At 38.2% G+C, this 16,705-nt stretch carries 15 protein-coding genes and 1 pseudogene; 10 read left to right on the top strand and 6 right to left on the bottom strand.

All coding sequences use genetic code 11. The features are described 5' to 3' along the window. The first annotated feature begins 68 nt into the window (after positions 1-68). The 3 genes from MTF67_RS06005 (at position 69) to MTF67_RS05995 (ending at position 2,235) form a co-directional block, all read left to right on the top strand. Entirely contained in the window at positions 69-488 is a 420-nt protein-coding gene (locus tag MTF67_RS06005) for a MarR family transcriptional regulator (protein WP_008131764.1), read from the top strand. 83 nt (positions 489-571) lie between these two features. Next, positions 572-985, top strand: a complete 414-nt coding sequence (umuD, locus tag MTF67_RS06000; RefSeq protein ID WP_008131762.1) for a translesion error-prone DNA polymerase V autoproteolytic subunit — start codon at positions 572-574, stop codon at positions 983-985. Then, positions 973-2,235, top strand: coding sequence for a Y-family DNA polymerase (locus MTF67_RS05995; RefSeq protein WP_203987597.1), 1,263 nt, complete (start codon positions 973-975; stop codon positions 2,233-2,235). Before umuD ends, MTF67_RS05995 begins: the two co-directional genes overlap by 13 nt. Here the strand turns inward: MTF67_RS05995 and MTF67_RS05990 are convergent. The 5 genes from MTF67_RS05990 to MTF67_RS05970 form a co-directional block, all read right to left on the bottom strand. Continuing rightward, the gene (locus MTF67_RS05990; RefSeq protein ID WP_039037356.1) at positions 2,230-2,685 is read right to left on the bottom strand and encodes a hypothetical protein; all 456 of its coding nucleotides are present in this window, start codon (positions 2,683-2,685) and stop codon (positions 2,230-2,232) included. The genes MTF67_RS05995 and MTF67_RS05990 overlap by 6 nt on opposite strands. Before the next feature lie 226 nt (positions 2,686-2,911). Next, entirely contained in the window at positions 2,912-3,427 is a 516-nt protein-coding gene (locus tag MTF67_RS05985) for a DUF4240 domain-containing protein (RefSeq protein ID WP_039037357.1), read from the bottom strand. Then, positions 3,427-3,618: a YwbE family protein gene (locus MTF67_RS05980; RefSeq protein ID WP_006793492.1), complete on the bottom strand. Its 192-nt coding sequence runs from the start codon at positions 3,616-3,618 to the stop codon at positions 3,427-3,429. The genes MTF67_RS05985 and MTF67_RS05980 overlap by 1 nt, the downstream gene beginning before the upstream one ends. A gap of 68 nt (positions 3,619-3,686) precedes the next feature. Then, positions 3,687-3,968, bottom strand: a complete 282-nt coding sequence (locus tag MTF67_RS05975) for a hypothetical protein (RefSeq protein ID WP_248518988.1) — start codon at positions 3,966-3,968, stop codon at positions 3,687-3,689. A gap of 8 nt (positions 3,969-3,976) precedes the next feature. After that, a complete protein-coding gene (locus MTF67_RS05970) occupies positions 3,977-4,189 on the bottom strand; it encodes a hypothetical protein (RefSeq protein ID WP_039037359.1) in 213 nt (70 codons plus the stop codon). Between the two features lie 101 nt (positions 4,190-4,290). Between MTF67_RS05970 and MTF67_RS05965 the strand changes: the two are divergent. The 7 genes and pseudogenes from MTF67_RS05965 to MTF67_RS05935 form a co-directional block, all read left to right on the top strand. Continuing rightward, positions 4,291-4,857, top strand: a pseudogene (locus MTF67_RS05965) (ion transporter); the annotation flags it as partial. Between the two features lie 85 nt (positions 4,858-4,942). Next, positions 4,943-6,052, top strand: coding sequence for a site-specific integrase (locus MTF67_RS05960; RefSeq protein WP_248518987.1), 1,110 nt, complete (start codon positions 4,943-4,945; stop codon positions 6,050-6,052). Then, positions 6,033-8,249, top strand: coding sequence for a hypothetical protein (locus MTF67_RS05955; protein WP_248518986.1), 2,217 nt, complete (start codon positions 6,033-6,035; stop codon positions 8,247-8,249). The genes MTF67_RS05960 and MTF67_RS05955 overlap by 20 nt, the downstream gene beginning before the upstream one ends. Next, a complete protein-coding gene (locus tag MTF67_RS05950; protein WP_248518985.1) occupies positions 8,227-10,095 on the top strand; it encodes a hypothetical protein in 1,869 nt (622 codons plus the stop codon). Before MTF67_RS05955 ends, MTF67_RS05950 begins: the two co-directional genes overlap by 23 nt. Then, positions 10,088-10,705, top strand: a complete 618-nt coding sequence (locus tag MTF67_RS05945) for a hypothetical protein (protein WP_248518984.1) — start codon at positions 10,088-10,090, stop codon at positions 10,703-10,705. Before MTF67_RS05950 ends, MTF67_RS05945 begins: the two co-directional genes overlap by 8 nt. A gap of 11 nt (positions 10,706-10,716) precedes the next feature. Continuing rightward, a complete protein-coding gene (locus MTF67_RS05940; RefSeq protein WP_248518983.1) occupies positions 10,717-11,154 on the top strand; it encodes a VPA1267 family protein in 438 nt (145 codons plus the stop codon). Further along, positions 11,151-13,307, top strand: coding sequence for an AAA family ATPase (locus MTF67_RS05935; protein ID WP_248518982.1), 2,157 nt, complete (start codon positions 11,151-11,153; stop codon positions 13,305-13,307). Before MTF67_RS05940 ends, MTF67_RS05935 begins: the two co-directional genes overlap by 4 nt. Positions 13,308-13,356: 49 nt before the next feature. Here MTF67_RS05935 and MTF67_RS05930 read toward each other — a convergent pair whose 3' ends face one another. Next, the gene (locus MTF67_RS05930; protein ID WP_248518981.1) at positions 13,357-16,677 is read right to left on the bottom strand and encodes an HsdR family type I site-specific deoxyribonuclease; all 3,321 of its coding nucleotides are present in this window, start codon (positions 16,675-16,677) and stop codon (positions 13,357-13,359) included. Positions 16,678-16,705 lie beyond the last annotated feature (28 nt).

Below are 16,705 nucleotides of genomic sequence, written 5' to 3'. Positions count from 1 at the left end.
ACGCCCCATTGGTTGATAAAATCAACTATATAGATTTAATTGACTTTGTCAACTATTTGGAATGTATTATGAACACCTCTTTAGCCAATACGCTATTTATGTTAATGCAAAACTACCGGGTAACCATACGCGAAGCCATTAATGCCAGCGAGCTCGGTTTAAATGCAATGCATGTACGTTGCTTACATATTATTGCAAGTACTTCGCAGTGCACAGCAAACGACATTGTGAATAAAACCCAACGAGATAAGGCTCAAATAGCGCGGCTTGTAAAAGAACTTATAGCTTTAAAGCTTATAAATAAGTGTGCCAGCGAACACGATAAGCGCTGTTTTATTTTAACGTTTACCGATCAGGGTGCCGTGCTTTTTGAAAAATTACTGGCCGCTGAAAAACATGTAAACGATCAAATGTGTAAAACGTTAAACCCCAATCAAATCAATGACTTTTTAAACACTGCTCAGCAAATGATCAAAAATATGCAATGATCTTCACTTCATTACTTGGCATAAGTTAAACAAAACACATATACTGTACACTTATACAGTATATGTGTTTTGGTTGTTTATTTATGTTTGTTATTCCTATTTATATAGAAGCAGGTATTTGCGGGTTTGAATCTCCTGCCGCACAATACACTGAGCTTGGCGTTTCCCTTGATGAGCTATTAATAAAGCACCCTGATGCCACTTTTATTGGTATTGCGTCGGGTAGCTCTATGCAAGAAGTAGGGATTTTTGAGGGTGATTTACTCGTAGTCGACCGAGCAGAGCACGCTAAAGATGGCGATGTAATTGTGGCTAATTTAAATGGCTTATTTGTGTGTAAGCTACTTGATAAAACAAACGCTCGATTACTATCGGCTTCGCCTGTATATCAACCCGTTAATATTACGCCTAGCGATGAGTTTCAGCTTGAAGGCGTAGTCAGTTTGTCAATTCGGATGCATCGCCAAAGCCCTGAGTTACTTTCATGTATGCCTTAGTCGATGCCGTGGCGTTTTATGCCAGCGCCGAGAAAGTATTTGATCCCGCCATTCGTTCAAAACCTGTGGTTGTGCTCACTAATAACGACGGCTGCGTATGTGCGGTATGCCCTATTGCGCGACGTTTAAATATTCCTAAATTTGGCCCTTATTTTAAAGTTAAGCAGTTATTAGAACAAAACAATGTGGTTGTACGCTCTAGTAACTATGAACTATACGCTAATTTAAGCGACCGAATGATGAGTGTGATTGGCCGCTTTTGTGACACCCAGCATATTTACAGTATTGATGAATCGTTTTTGCACTTTAGCGGCTACGAAAACGTTGTAAAAGATTGGCATACTTACGGGCACCTTATTAGACGAACCGTATGGCGAGAAACAAAACTCCCCGTTGGCGTGGGGTTTGGGCCAACGCCTACACTTGCAAAAGCGGCAAATCATGCAGCTAAAAAATTAACAGGCTTTGACGGTGTTGCTGTCATAAATGACGAAGCAAGCCGGCGAGCTATTTTACAGCGCATGGACTGCCAAGATGTATGGGGAATTGGCAAGCGCTTAGCTAAAAAGCTAAAAATAATGAACATAAACACCGCATGGCAACTTGCCCAACAAAACCCAAAAACTATGCGCCGCGCTTTTAGTGTGGTGGTAGAGCGCACAGTAAGCGAGCTTAATGGCTTAGTATGTTTAAACTGGGATGATGTACGCCAAGATAAACGCGAAATTTACTCAACTCGCAGCTTTGGAGAGCGTATTTATGAACCAACCGCTCTTAAAACCGCTTTAATTAACCATGTCACTATTGTGGGCAAAAAACTAAGAGCCCAAAAGTCGCTAACAAAGCAATTATATATTTTTGCATCTAGCTCATCTCATGAAGATGTATTTTATAAAAAGTCTTATATGTATCAGTTTAGTATGCCAACAAACGATACTTGCGTTATGGCCAATGCGGTGTCTGAGGTGTTTGAAAAAATTTACCAACCTGGCGTGCGGTTTTATAAATGTGGTGTAGGTGCACTAGAACTCACCGCTGAGCAATTTCAGCAAAGTGACTTATTTGCACCACAACAAGATAACCCAAAGTTAATGGGCTGTTTAGATGCTATTAATACCCGATACGGCAAGGGTATGTTGGGCTTAGCAAGTAGTAAATTAAACGATCGCTGGCATATGAACAGAGATTTTTTATCGCCTCAGTACACAACCCGCTGGCGAGATATACCAAAAATAAAATGCGATTTATAGACGCTTTAATTCAAACTTGCACTGAACACTTGGTGAGCTTAATGTATAAATAAGCATGTCGTTAGGTAAAAAACGAATGCTTTGTCGAATTGTTTTTTCGTTTACAGGATCCTCACAACGGCTCATTCGTAAACCATTATCAAGCCCATCACTTTTATATTTTAACGAACTAGTAATAAAGCAAAAGTTTGGCTTTTGTATAGTTTGAGTTCCGTTATGTAATGAGCCAAACACAATTTGTTCACCCAGCTTAAACCCCTCACTTGGGTTACTTGCATTAATTAAACTCAAGTCACTGTTTACGCATAACCCTGAATTAGCAGAAACCACCTTATATGTACCAAGTTTTGATTTTAAAAGGGGTATAAAGCGTGCCTTATTGCTTGGCTCAGCGGCTACGTGGACGCTGACAAAAACAAACATGAATAAAGTCAATTTGATGTGTTTCATTAAGTAAACGTATCCTTATGCGTTAATTATTTTTTTAGTTCGTATACTAAATGGCTTAACTTTATTACATAGCTAAATATAACAGAGATTTACTACTAGAAGACAAGGCTATATAAAAAGAAAAAACTAAATTAAGGCATGTAATTATTTATCACATTTTGAGATACGTTATCGAACAATAAAACGATTTAAAATAATGCGCTAAATAAGCGCATTACTATAAGATTTACTGCCAATATTTTGAGAATAATTGTGGGTAGGCTTGTTTTAAAAATTTTGCTTTGTCTTTAAAGCGTTTTCCTGCGGGTTGATCGCCTGATGGCACGAAGGGTAATTCATCCTCGTTGCGCTCTTCATATAATAAGCCGGCGATGAGGTCATACTCGTCAATGTATGGGTAAGGCTGTTCATTTAAGTGATAAACAGGTGTACATAATGCAATGGAGTCGGCATTAACGAGCGCGTTATCAAACACTGTTTTACCGCGTGAAATAAGCCAACATCTAAACTCACTAAAACCATATTCGTCATTGCAGCCTGCCATAACAAATGCAGCGCCAAATAAATCCCATGTAAAACATTTACGCATATTTATGCCAAAAAACTTATCAAATGCAATAAGTTGCTGATCGTCTAAATTGCTTAGATTTGCTTTAAGGTGGTCGCTTACACTTTGCGGATCAAGGCCTAAGTCGGGTGTAGTCACTAATTCCCAAAAAGCCTGCTCTGATAACGCTGCCATTATAAAATCTCTTTTACTCGGCCAACTTGGCCATCTTCTAATCTCACTTTAATACCATGCGGGTGGTTTGGTGATTTAGTTAATAAACGCTCTACCACGCCTTCCGTTAATGTACCACTTCTTTGATCTTCTTTTAAAACAATATTAACTACAGTGCCTGGTGATATTTGCGAACGAGAAGGAACAGCCATTATTTAAACCCTAAATATAATTTTTTTAATTATAACGCCCAACTGCAGGCAAACCAACAAAACCCATTTTAATTGGCAAAAAACACGATATGTGACGGTTTTATCGTCAATTTAATACCCGTTAGTTGAGTAATAATTATAGATTTAAGGTGTTCAATCTCAGAGTCAGCGTTATTAAGCGCTATAGTATCTTCAAAATAGCAGTTAACTTTTAAGGTGTTAGCTTCGTTATTTAAATCGACAGTGTGAGTAAGGTATGCAAAATCGGTCACTGAGTCTTTTATAGACTCACAGGCTTTAATCAGCGCTGCGCGTATTTGTTTGTCTCGTTGTTTTTGTGTTTTAGTCATGAGGAGGATTATTTACTTTTTTCTGCTTGTTGTTTTTTAAATTCTTCGTAATTTGAGTCTTGCTCTTTAAGGCACTCATAATATTCTTTATCGGCTTTGTAATTACATTCGTTAAGGCGGGCTGATTGCAATTGTTCAAAGCGTGCGTCAGAACTACACCCGGCTAAGATAGGTAATCCGATTATAAATGCAGCACACACTTTTAATTTATTAATAACCATTAAATTTCCTTACACTATTGCGTTTAAAAAGACGTTAAATTGTGCCGAATATATTGTATATTAGCGCCATAAAAATCTTCGTATTTACAGGACCACTTATTATGATGTCGCAGTTACAAGCTTTGTTTCAGCGTATAGACAAAAGCAAGATATTTCAATCATTTGTTATAGCTGTCATTATTGTTTCTGCCCTTACTGTAGGCGCTCATACCTATAGTCTTCATCCTACGGTTGAGCTTGCACTTAACTGGATGGATATTGGCATAACCGCATTCTTTTTAATTGAGCTGATTATTCGCTTTGTTGCAAGCAAAGGCATAAAAGACTTCTTTTCAAAGGGCTGGAATATATTCGACACCATTATTGTATTGGGTAGTTTATACCCCGCTGCGGGCTCTACAATGCTAATAGCGCGTTTACTACGTATATTTAGAGTGCTCAGGTTAGTGTCGATGATTCCTGAACTTAGACTACTCGTTAACTCCTTGCTTAAAGCAATCCCTCAAATGGGCTACATAGCTCTGCTTATGTTTGTTATTTTTTATATTTACGCCGCTATGGGCAGTATGATGTTTGCTGACATTAACCCCGTGCTTTGGCAAGATGTGTCTATTTCAATGCTAACGCTATTTAGAATAGCGACCTTTGAAGATTGGACCGATTATGAAATATTCACTTATTTCGCTTCTTTGTTGACACTTTTAATCACTCCAACTACACTGTCAACAAATATGATATTTTATAAATATTCTTATGGCTGTTATAAAGGTTTCAAAGGTTCAATACAGTGGTTTAAATTTCAAATCGTTTGCACTTATAGATAATAACGGTGATATTCGAATAGCCCCTTCATTATTTCTTGCCAATTTATCTCTTAATGGTCATTCTCAAGAAACAATTTCAAACTACTCATATCGGTTAGATAATTTTCTCAAGGTTCTTGATGATGCAAAGCTAGATTTTATTAATGTCGAGCAATTACATATCGACATATATTTAAACAAATATTTAAACAATCACTTAGATTTAGAGTTTTCATCAATTCAAGGCCATATAGCTTGTTTAACCAGGTTCTTTAAATACCTATATGAGTTTGGGTTTACTTCTCGCCCTAACGATTTTATATATCGTGTCACAGATAACGATACCGGCTATCAAATAAAAGCTAAAACCAGAAAAAAAATAAAACTTATTGAACATTATCTAACGCGGGAAAGATTTGATGAATTGCTTTGTTATGTAGACTCCAGTGATGATTTCATCAATGAAAGAAACGAATTAATTCTTCACATCGGCTTTCATATGGGGCTAAGAGCTAGTGAAGTAGTTGATAAAAGAAATCTTATATTAACAAAACTTATAAACAAATATACGGGCTTTGTAGTTGATAAAATCGATATTATTGGTAAAGGAGAAAAACTACGTCAAGTTTTAGTTCCGCCTAAACTTAAATCAAAAATTCAGTCATTTGTAGATGGTAGAAGAAAAAAAATACCTGGAAATCTACTTATCTGTGCTAAAGATGGCAGCCCTCTAAACAAAAGTTTCGCATCAAGTGTTTTTAGAAAAGTTGCATCAGCGTCTAGAAAGCCATATTTAAAGTCTCGAACATTTCATTCACTTAGACATACCTTTGCAACTAACTGTGTTATTGAATGCCATAAAAATGGCCATGACCCATGGACTGTATTACCAGACAGAATGGGTCATGCAAAAAAGGAAACCACCCTTTTATATGTTTTCTTTGAGGCTGTTTTGAATAGTCGCCATTCGCTAATTAAAAAACTGTCTGTCAAACACAAAAGCATATTTACAAAAAATAAAAATATCAGCCAAGGAATTGATGTTGGAATTCTCTCTTAAAGAAGCAATTAAAAATGCAGGTAAAGTTTCTGCGATAAAAAGGACTGATGAGTTTGTATTTATTGCTGAATCTTTAGTGAATGATTCAAAGACAACTAAAAGAATTGAGTTGCCCTCCGACATGAAAGGCAATGTGGTACTCAACGCATATTGCTTATTCTCAGGCTCTCCGGATTTCATCAATTTATCTGCATCAAGTCAAAAGCAGTATGCTGCAACTTTGAATCGCCTAGTGGAATTCTTTAAGAAACACGATGGTGCTAGTACAAGTGATGACAAGGTGATTTCTGTTCATTATTTATATTATTCAAGTAAAACGCTAAACCGTTCGCGAGAGGCGACTGTAGGAGACATTTCACGCGTAAAATGTGCCCTAAAATACGCATGCGATCATAAGTTTCATTTCAAAAAAGACGCAGATAGGCTTGAAGTTATTTTTCAAGATATTCCAAAATTTGGTAAGTCTGTATCTCAGCCAAAACCAACACTGATGAAGGTGTTTCAATCTGACTTTACTGATACTGAAATTATCGAGTCACTTAGGCATGTACTGACTTGGTTTTGTCTTTATATGAAAGACATAAGAACCAAGTTTTTACTAAAAAACGAAGATTTAGCCAAGCAAATATTCCATGATTGTGATGATGGTAAGAGTGTTTGGCAAAATAATGTGATGAAGATGACGCACAACGGTGGGCTGGGAAATACTATCGCTAATAGGGTTAATGGCTATTACTTAAGAGCTATGTTGGACACGAAAGATCCATTACTCAATGAGATGTTGTTGATGTCCCAAAGAGAGTTTGCTAGAAGGTACTCTAAAAGTGAACGCTTCACTCCAGCTCAAGTACAGAGCGAGTTAGAAGCAATGTTTACAACAGAGAGTAGTTTAAAAAGAGCTCAAAATGATATCGACAGGACGAACTTTACCCGTCCCAGATATAGGTCCATTCTTGTACCTAATAAAACATTTAATGGCATGAGGCAGTCAGTTTTTCCAATTGGCTTTATGTTCACTAGTTCTTTGTCAGAGCGAAGAGCGTTAAGTTGGTTGATGGCTTCAGATAGGGTTCAGTCATCTGGATTTGATAGATTAACATTGGAGGATGGTTTTTTATTTGATGGTGTTGATGAGTCTGGTGCAGCATCAAAACTACAAATCAAATTTCCCAAAATAAGGAGTAAAAGTCGAGAGTTCCTATCCCCAATTTACGCTAAAGGTGAAGATTTGCTTTTTGATGTATACATGCATTTATACCAGCTCAGAATACAATCAGAGTCAATATTTGCAATCCAAGAAAGGCCAGGATTTGCAATGCCTACAAAAAGTAATGTGCTTTACAACCGACCTTTGAGCACTTTATCTCAAACAACTGCCTTACCTCTTTGTGCGCTGGGACTAAAGGGAACCCAGATCAATAAGTTCTGTAGAGAGAATGTTGCAAATTCTGAACCTTTCCTTTCGATACTTGAGCAGTCTACTGAGTCAGGAACAGCGTACTTCAAGATTAAAAATAAAAAAACTGGGGAAGCCAACTTTTGTGATTATAAATCGATTACTATGGATTTGATTGCCCAAACAAGAGCTGTTTTGGAGGGTGAGGAATCAGATGACGAGCATGTATCAGCTGAATCATCAGCACATAGTCTCGATACACATAAAAACGTATATATAGATCGCTCCGACATATCACAAAAAACGGATGCCGATATCCATAATTTTGCCAGCAAGGTTGGGGGTGAGTTATATAAATTAGCGAAAGAAATGGGCGAATTAAAAAGAAATGAGCCTAATTATCACCGATCTAGGGTCATGGAAAAGTTAGAGCTGTCGACACCATCAGTTAAAAATTTAAGTGGCTCATCTGAGTTAACCAAAATGCTCAGCATAGCCAAGAAGAGTAGATTAGGGGTTAGTCTTTTTGATGAACTTAGAACTTTTAATGACAAAATAATTATCGACCATCCTTTATGTGCTGCACTGATTATAAAAACACGAAAACATATTGAAAACATTCGTAACCAACTAGAAAAAGGCTCTCCAAAAGTAAAGGTTGCAAATACACACTTAATTTATCTTAATTCTCTTTTAGATGGCTTCCATAGCAAAACAGTCAAGGAAGGAGAAGAAATTGCTCACTCATTAAAACTACCTGTTAATAAGGATTTATTACATGAATGTAATTCTGGTCAGTGATATTAAAGAAGAGGACTTACTGCCAGAAGATGGGTTTGCAGAAATAAACACCATGAAATGCAGGGCTTGGAGCTTTTATGATTCAGAAAATTTAGAAGAGACCACTTTGAATTGGGATAGCTTGAACTATCCAAGACACACTGAAATCACTTTTAAGGAGGTGTTAAGAGCTCTCCATGGAGCCAGTGTGCGAGTTTCTGGTCCTCTATATGGTCGGACCAAAACAATTAAAAATAGGGTTTCAGCCCTTAAAAAAATCTTTAATAGCAAGACGAAACTATTTGGCCCAGACACATTATTTGGAACCTTGTCACTCAATAATTTTGCTTCGATCGTACAAGATATCGCAACAAAACATAATGGTGAACTCTGGACTGGAGGAACGGTAGAGCAAGTAATTGCCATCCTAAAACAAATGAAAGACTATTCTCGTCAGGAAAAAATAACTGACGGAATAGTGTGTGACTTCCCTAAGAAAAAAATAACCGACTGTTTCCTTAAAGCGTACGTTGAAAGTAAAGGGGTATGCTACAACGAATGGTTAACTAGAGGAACCTGGCATAATTTACCTATAGATGTGGCACTTCTTTTTCTTAACGACATGCTGGAAATTATGGAATCGCCTACGGCTAATTTTTTGGTTGACTATTTTAAGTTTCAACGTTCTCAATATAGTGTTGTTGTAAGTGATTTTTCCAAACCAGGAGCATTTAAGCAGGTATTCCTAGTGGCCGTAGAGGAAGTAGTTAGTAACCCTAGTGCCAGTACGAAGTCCAATATTCATCGATTAGCAAAATTATTCTCTGATCACGGTTTTATGGATCAAGAAAACGATGATATTCACTTTTACCCTGGAATGTTTACTGATGAAGGAGCTGTTATCAAAGGAGCTTGCCTTGTTGTTTTTACCATTTTATCAGGGGGCAGAATTTCTGAAGTAAACTCAGTTAGATTTGCTGGCATGGAAGTAAAAAATAATGAAGCTTTCTTTTACAGTAGGCTTAAGAAAAATGACCATGGCATGGGTAGGAAGCGGTCTTGTAGTAAAGAAGCCCTTAAAGCTATTAATATAGCCTCGAATATTAGTTACTTACCACCACAAGAGGACGTCTCGCCATTTAGTTCAACGCATATTCCTTCTATTCAAAAAGCACTTAAAAAACAAAAAAGACATTTACCAAGCGCTGATACGACAGCTAAAAGAATTACCCGAATTTATGAGCGTTGGGCTGAAGGTAATTCTGAAATTGATGGAATTCCAGAGACAAGCTCTCCTCATGCCTTGCGTCATATTTTTGCTGCCATTGCCCTCTATCGATTTAAAGGTAATGTTAGAGAATCTATTCGGAGACATTTTGGCCATTCCAGTGAATCAAGTTTTACTAAGTCATATGTAAAAAATAAACTCGATGAAGAAATAATATCTGCCACTGAATCAAGTTATTTTAAAGAGCTGGCAAATGAAATTAGTTCAGATGATTCCGAGTTTTATGCTGCTGTTATCAAGCGTATTAGAGAAAGGGTCAGTGAAGAGCATGTCTTTAAGTCTGTAGATGAAGTTGGTGACTATATCGCTGAACAAGCTTTAGACACCATAATCATAACAGGCCATGAATTTGGATATTCAGTTTCATGGCTAGAAGATGAGGCTATTACAACAGACCTTCATCATTTATCACCAGACTCTGATTCTGCTGAAATTGTAAGAATTGGCATTCATCATCAAAACCTAATTGAGAACATAAGTGACCCATTTGTTAGAGAAGCATCATTAAATATTGTTTCAATTTGCGAGTATATGCTGGAAGAGTTAGAAGTTAATCTTGAAGAGTTAAACTATGAGTAAATTTCAGTTAGATAATTTTATTTCTAAAACCGGGAATGTTGAAAAAAGCGATCCTTTTCCAGACTTCATTGAAAGCGAACTTAAAGACAACTTAATTGGTTGGTTATCTAGTGCGACTGACAAACAGTCTAAAAGCCTGAACGTCGTGCTTGAAACCTATCACGAAATAATAAGTAAAATAGAGAAGAAAATTGATTTAAAAATAAATGAAAGAAAAATTATTCTCTCTAGAGTTGCTGAAATCGCCAGAGTTGATAAAAGTAATCTAACAGAAAGAAGAACCCCTGAGTTATGTGCTTTAGTGCGCGAACTTAATATTGAGATCCAAAGGTTATGGAAACTAACATCTAGAAAATCCAAGACCACTCAGTTAACAAAAAATGAATTAGCACAAGAGCTGACAAGAGTAAAAAGGGAACTGGCCAACGAGAGAGATAAAAATATAGGAAAGATACTTACAGCTCTCTTAAACAATAGTATTTACAGTGAAAAAAAGACTCTTGCAGATAAAAATGCACAACTGGAAAATGAAGTTATAGAGCTACAAAAGCAAAATGCTCAGCTTAAGGTTTTGCTGAAAAGCCACAACTTAAAAATTGTGAAAAACTAAGGCAGTAATTCATGGCTAATGGACAACAAAAAGCACAGCAAACACTCGAAGCTTTTGAACTGTGGGTTTCGACTCAATCCAATCACGATTTCACTCAGCTAATCTACAGAGGGCAACTCAATCGCGGCGAAATAGCCAAAGCCATCGGTTGTGGTAAATCAGCTCTCAACCAGAACCCAGCGCTTAAAACAGCTCTTGGTAACTTGGAAGATAGGCTTCGCGAGGAAGGCGTCTTACCTCCCTTAACTACAAAAGCCGAAGAAAATAACGGCAAGCCAAAGCAATACGATAACACCTCCCATAAAAAGCATCTTGAGTCGAAAAGACTATCAGCTCTTGAAGCCGAAAATATCGAGCTGAAAGCTAAAATCAAAGAATTAGAATCTAAGCTTGAGCGTTTTGGTGAGTTATCCGACACCATGTATGAAATGGGGTTTATGCCACGATGAATACAGAGTTTTTTCGAGTAACTAGCATACGGTTTGATAACGCTAAACATGTCATTTTCATGGGCATACCGCTCAAAAAAAATAGCTATAAAATGAACAGTGGCAAGTACACCGTTTCTGTCAAAGCTTTTCCCGATAGCCTCCCCGTGAACCCAGCCATTGGTCAACATTGGGAAGTTAAAGGTGTAAAAACCTTAAGTGAGTATGAGAACAATGGTTATGTCATGAAACAGCATGTTTTTGACTCACCGATTGAAGTAAAATGCTCTCTTCCTGAAAGTGGTGAACAGCTCATCAACTTCATAGCTAACGAAAAAGACTTCATAGGTATCGGTGAAAGTAAAGCCAGGAAGTTGTGGAATGCGTTGGGGAGTGATTTTCATCAGCTTGCTAAGAAAGACACAACAGAATCGAGAAGTAGGTTTAGCGGCCTTCTGAGCGAAGTGTCCATCAACGCACTTTATAAAGGCTATGCTAAATATACTAATTTAAGTGCATGTAACTGGATGTCAGAACAGAATATACCTTTTTCTATTCAACAGCGTTTGCTTAAGTATCATAACGAAAACTCAATCACTGCCATTAAGGATAATCCGTATCTATTGATCGGTTTTGGCATGTCATTTGAAAATGCGGATAGACTCGCTATTAACATCCTCGATCGTGAAGAAGACGAACCAAAACGCCTAAGCGCAGCGTTAGAAGTTGCAATCCGCAAACAAATAGAACTGGGCCATACTTTTACAAAACAGAACGAACTTAAACCAAAACTTATGGCTATTTTGAATAACCAAGAGTTGTGCTCAAAAGCATTAAAAGCTGGGCATAATAAAGCTCAGTATATTTTAAATCCTAAATTAGGCACATATCATCCAACCGCACAGCTATTGATGGAAAATGTCGTTGCTAAACGCCTAATAAAACTAGCTAGCCAAAACAATTTACGTGATGAATATACTAACTCAGCATATTGCTTTGCCGTAAACCAACTGCCTTATGCGTTAACAAAAAAACAAATTGAAGCAATTACAACATGTTTGGACAATGCAGTAAGTTGTATAACAGGTGGAGCCGGAACCGGAAAAACAACTGTTCTCAGAACAGCACTTAGGGCTTACCATAAATTAGGATATGAAATTCACGCTGTGGCACTGAGCGGGAGAGCAGCAATGCGGCTTCATGAATCAATCGGGTTTTTGACTTCAACCATTGCTAAACTATTTCGTGAAGCGCCTATAGAACCCAGTGATGAACAACCAAAACATCTACTTGTTATTGATGAAGCCAGCATGATTGACTTACCCACTATGTACCGCTTGGTTAATCATGTTCACCCAACGGTTCATATAATCTTCACTGGTGATCCTGATCAACTTCCACCGATAGGCTGCGGTAAGATCCTAGCCGATATTGTTCTATCACAAAGCATTGCTAATACGATGCTGGATATTGTTAAACGCCAGGATGGGTCAACAGGTATCCCTGAATATTCAAAGTATATTAACCAAGGTATAGTACCTGAAAACTTAAGCTTTGGAGCCGTACATTTTCATGAAACCCCTAAGCAACACATAGCTAATGTATGCTGCGAATTATATTTAGAGTCTTCGTATAATAGCCGTGTAATGGCACCAACAAAAAAATTGGTTCAAGACATCAATAATCAAATTCAAGATACTGTCAATGAACATGGCGAGCAATTAAAATTTAACCTTCAAGGGGACGAATTTTATGTAAAATTAAGAGTTAATGATCAAATACTGTTTACTCAGAATTTATATGACAAAGGAGTAAATAATGGCTCTCTTGGAGAGCTTTCTTCAGTTACCAATGCAGGTGACTGCTTTGGTGAGGTTACATTAGATACAGGTGATAAAGTCGAAATTACACAACCAGTACTCGATTGCATGGAGCTTGGTTATGCCATCACCCTCCATAAGGCTCAAGGCTCTCAATTTCCTAGAGTAATCATAGCACTTCAACAAGGTCGAATTGTTGACAGAGCATGGCTTTATACAGCAATAACTCGTGCTGAGAGTGAAATACACTTAGTAGGCTCAGCAACTGATTTTAAACTAATCACTAAGTCACCTAGCAATTCAAACAGCAGAAATAGCTTTCTCTGTGAAATTTTGCGTGATCAAGGAAATTGAGGCTAATTATTATTTCTCAAAGCAAATATTAAGAAGAGATCTTGGCTGATCAAACCTCTTTGTTCGCTTTAAAACTCTGCGCTTGTTCAAATATTTCTTTATACACTTCATCGCGGCTGATTGGTGGGTATTTAAATTTAGCGAGTATTAAAATCAGCTCTACTTTTAAAGCTGATTTAATATCGTCGCGGTGGTTCCAATCTACAAATTTTACCTTGTCGTCTACGATTACTTTTACCGCTTGGGCGAGCTCTATTAGCTTATCTTCGGGGTAGTCAAAGTCGTACTTAACCGCTAACATTTTTAACGCGTCGTAAAAGCCCTTTTCTTCAATATCAATGCCTAGCTCATCGCCGGCGTTCATTTCGTCGCGTACGCTGTAAATCATATCAACCATGCTTTCTGAAAAGTCATCAAGTACACTACTTACCAACACGTCATCTTCTTTTCGTTCGTTGTAGCGCTGTACTAGCGATTCAAAGCGTTTAGTAAAATCGATACCTTGGGTTTGGTTTACTTTTTTAAGCTCGCCAATGGCTTTGGCTAGCATTTGTTGCAGTATTTTTATTTTGGTATTCGGGAGTTTTATTTTTTCTATTTTAGCAATGTAGTCGTCATTAAAAATGTCGATTTCGCCACCGTCTTCATTACCGAGTTTAAATACTTCTTCTACACCGTCGCTTTGCAGGGCTTCGCTTATCATTTCACGTACTTTGGCGTTCATTTGCGCGGTATCGGGCGCTTCACCTTTGGTTAGTTTGTAAATAATAGAGCGAATGGCAAGGTAAAAGTGAATGTGGTTACGCTCGTTTTCGCTAATTTTTTCACTGCCACAACATACATCGTAAGCGGCTTTTAAACGCTTTACTAAATCCATAAAACGCTTTTGGCGTTTTTCGGTAATAAGTGCAAACTCAGCGGCGTGGTTTAAGCAATTTAATTGTGCAACGGCTTGACCGGTAAAGTATGGGCTGCTGTCAAATTTATGAAATAGCTCTGCAAGTAACGCTAAGTGATTTTTTACTTCAATAACCGAGGCGGTAATGTCTTCAAAGTTGGTTTCGTCAGTTTTTGAATACTGCGCTAACGCTTTATTCATTTCAGATTTAATACCAATGTAGTCAACCACTAGGCCTTTATCTTTGCCTTCAAACTGACGATTAACCCGCGAAATAGTTTGTATTAAGCTGTGTTTTTGCAGTGGCTTATCTATGTACATGGTATCTAAAAATGGCACGTCAAAACCGGTTAGCCACATATCTACTACTATGGCAATTTTGAAGTTTGAATTTTTGTTTTTAAATTGCTTATCAAGCTCTTTACGTTCGTCTTTACTGCCAAGTAAATTATATAAGCGCTCAACGTCGTCTTTGCCTCGCGTCATCACCATTTTTACTTTTTCAGAAGGAGCTGCAATACGGCCTTCGCTAATGGCGCGCTTTCGCTCGGTATCTGATAGCTTTTGCGCGTCATCAGTATCTACTACATCAAACCACTGTGGGCGTAGTTCTTCTAGCTCTTGATACAGCTGATAGGCAATGCCGCGCGAGCTACACACAAACATCGCCTTTCCTGCAATGGTAGAGCCTTCCTCAACGCGTTTTTCGTAATGTTCAACAAAGTCTCTTGCTAATACACGTATGCGGTCAGGGTCGCCTAAAATGCTATTCATGTTAGCGGTGGCTTTTTTACTGTCTTCTATTTGCAGCTCGTTACTGCCTGCATCGGCGCATTCTTTGTAATAGGCTTCAATTTCTGCCAGCTTGCTATTGTTTAAACACACCTTGGCGGCGCGGCCTTCGTAAACAATGCGTACGGTTATTTCATCTTTAACCGACTCGGTCATAGTGTACGAGTCAACCACTTCACCAAACACATCAAGCGTGGCGTCCACTGGCGTGCCAGTAAAACCAACGTAAGTAGCATTGGGCAGTGAGTCGTGCAGGTATTTAGCAAAACCAAAGGTCTTTTTTACACCTTTTTCGGTAATAGTAATTTTTTGATCAAGATTAACTTGGCTACGATGCGCCTCATCAGAAATACAAATAACGTTAGCGCGTTCAGTTAATAACTGGGTGTCTTCGGTAAACTTATGAATAGTGGTTAAAAATACACCGCCACTATTACGGCCCTCTAATAACTCACGTAAGTGAGTCCGGCTGGTAACAGTTTTAACTGTGTCGTCGCCAATGTAGGTTTTAGCATTACCAAACTGCTGCGAAAGTTGGTCGTCTAAATCGGTTCGGTCGGTAATTAAAATAATGGTGGGGCTTTTAAGTTCAACGCTCTTCATCAATAAGCGTGTTAAAAATTGCATGGTGTAACTTTTGCCACAACCCGTTGCGCCAAAGTACGTACCGCCTTTACCATCACCTTGTGGTTTTAAATGCAGTTTTATATTTTCGAACAGTTTATTAGCCGCATAATATTGCGGGTAACGCGGAACAATTTTTATCTCTTTTTTGCCCGCGCTTTTATTATCAGAATCGGGGAAGAATACAAAATTGCGCATTACATCGCGCAAACGCGCTTTATCAAACAAACCCTGCAATAAGGTATGTAACGAGTTAATACCCTCTTGCGCGGTGAGTTCTTGCCCCGTTACTTTTCCCCACGAGTAAAAAAACTGATACGGCGCAAATAAGTTACCCATTTTGTTGTTTACGCCATCACTTATAACGCACAAGGTATTAAACACAAATAACTGCGGAATAGCGCGGCGGTAGCGCACCGTTAACTGCTCATACGCTTCAAAAATAGGGGCTTGCTCGCGTATCGCGCTTTTAAATTCAAATACCACCAATGGCAAGCCATTTACATATAAAATGCCATCGGGAATACGCAGTTCAATGTTGTCGTAGCTTGTGGGGCTTTCTATCTCTAACTGGGTAACAAAGCGATAGATATTGCCGTCTTGCAGGTAAGTAACGCTTGCTTCATTCACGTTATCGAGAGCCATATTATCCAAAGCAGCCATAGCACTGCCTGCTACTAGGCTACTTTTAATGCCTTGCTCAACGTTGTCGTAATCTAGCAGCTGAACATACAAATCTTTTTGCGCTGCACTGCCTGCTACTTTGCCACGCTCACGTGTGAGTAAAAAGCCATCACTCAGCCACTTACAAAAGGTTTTATTGCTCTCGTATAAATCACTGGCTGGCAGCTTTTCAAGCTTTGCAATTATTGAGTCTACTTCGCCGGTGGTAATATTATTTTTAGCGTAGCGTTTAGTTAAAAAAGCACGCAAGTCGTCTTTAATTAATACATCGCTATTACTACGAGTGAGCTCACCGCCCAGTAAATGCGGGTAGCCTTGCTCGCCTAATAACTCCACCACCGCTTGTTCTAATTTGGCTTCAGTAAATTTCATCAAACATCCTTATTCTTTTTATATTCGC

The sequence above is a fragment of the Pseudoalteromonas sp. 2CM32C genome, from assembly GCF_023161925.1.
GTDB classification, from domain to species: domain Bacteria; phylum Pseudomonadota; class Gammaproteobacteria; order Enterobacterales; family Alteromonadaceae; genus Pseudoalteromonas; species Pseudoalteromonas marina.
The sequence above is the reverse complement of the archived record's forward strand: the minus strand, read 5'-3'. Positions and strand labels throughout refer to the sequence as shown.